1 protein-coding gene is annotated in these 1,345 nt (G+C 58.1%); it reads left to right on the top strand.

Annotation, left to right across the window (positions count from 1 at the left end):
- The first annotated feature begins 92 nt into the window (after positions 1 to 92).
- On the top strand, positions 93 to 1,190 hold the full coding sequence (locus M3A49_RS42230) for an IS5 family transposase (RefSeq protein ID WP_266233980.1): 1,098 nt from the start codon (positions 93 to 95) through the stop codon (positions 1,188 to 1,190).
- Positions 1,191 to 1,345 lie beyond the last annotated feature (155 nt).

Raw genomic sequence — 1,345 nt, 5'->3', positions numbered from 1 at the left:
CTTAACAGGTTGCTGAAGTACCGCTGAAACATGTCATCGCGCAGAGTTCGTGAAGCGTTGATAGATGAACCACCACTTACCCACTGGAGATCATGCGCGGCGCCGACACTTTCACCGAGAGTTTGTTTTCCGTGCGCAAGCTGGACGACTTCGTCCCCAAGTCGCATCCGTTGCGTTCGATCCGCGTAATGGCGAACGAAGCGCTGGCGAAGATGGATCGACTGTTCGCCGAGATGTACGAAGCGGACATAAAAGGTGGACGGCCGAGCATCGCGCCGGAGAAGTTGCTGCGAGCCATGCTAATCCAGGTGCTCTACAGCATTCGCTCGGAGCGCCAACTGATGGAGCAGGTGCAATACAACCTCTTGTTTCGCTGGTTCATCGGCCTGGCCATGGATGACGAGGTGTGGGTGCCCACGGTCTTTACGAAGAACCGCGAGCGTCTGATCAGACACGATGCGGTGATCGAATTTTTCAACGAGGTGGTGGCCATCGCCCAGAAGAAGTGCCTGCTCTCGGGTGAGCATTTCAGCGTGGACGGCACCCTGATCCGGGCGTGGGCTGGACACAAGAGCTTTGTACGCAAGAATGGGGACGATCAGGACAACGACGGCGGCGGCGCGGGCGACTTCAAGGGCGAGAAACGCAGCAACGAGACACATCAGTCGAGGACCGACCCGGATGCGCAGCTCTATCGCAAAGGCAAAACGGCCAGCGAATTGCGGTACATGGGTCATACGCTGACCGATAACCGGCACGGCTTGGTGGTCAATGCGCGCGTGACACGCGCCGACGGGCATGCCGAGCGTGAAGCGGCCAAGATCATGATCCACGACGCACAGCAAACGGTAGAGGATCCGAACGTAGAAATTACGTTGGGTGCGGACAAGGGCTACGATGCCCAGGAATTCATCGAGGCGTGCCAACAGATGAAGGTCATACCGCACGTTGCGCAAAACACCTCGGGGCGACGTTCGGCAGTGCCCGATACGATTGCCTCGAGCGCGGGCTACGCCATTTCGCAGCAAAAGCGCAAGTTGATCGAACAAGGTTTCGGCTGGGCCAAGACCGTGGGGCGCATGCGTCAGGTGATGGTGCGTGGCTTGAAGAAGGTGGACCAGATGTTCGTGTTGAACATGGCGGCATACAACCTCGTGCGCATGCGATCACTGGCACAAATCCGCTTATAAGTGGCGGAAAGCGTGGCAAGGAGGTCAGAAGTCGGCCTCAAGCCGCCGAAAGAACGTTGAATTCGCGTTGAGATTGCACAATGCGAAAGTTTGCGACTGGCGGGCGCGTACATCGAGGCGCACCGCTTCCGCCGGGGGTGTATTTCCGCAACCTG

Origin of the sequence: Paraburkholderia sp. CNPSo 3076, from assembly GCF_026343935.1 — a bacterium.
GTDB lineage: Bacteria > Pseudomonadota > Gammaproteobacteria > Burkholderiales > Burkholderiaceae > Paraburkholderia > Paraburkholderia nodosa.
The sequence above is the reverse complement of the archived record's forward strand: the minus strand, read 5'-3'. Positions and strand labels throughout refer to the sequence as shown.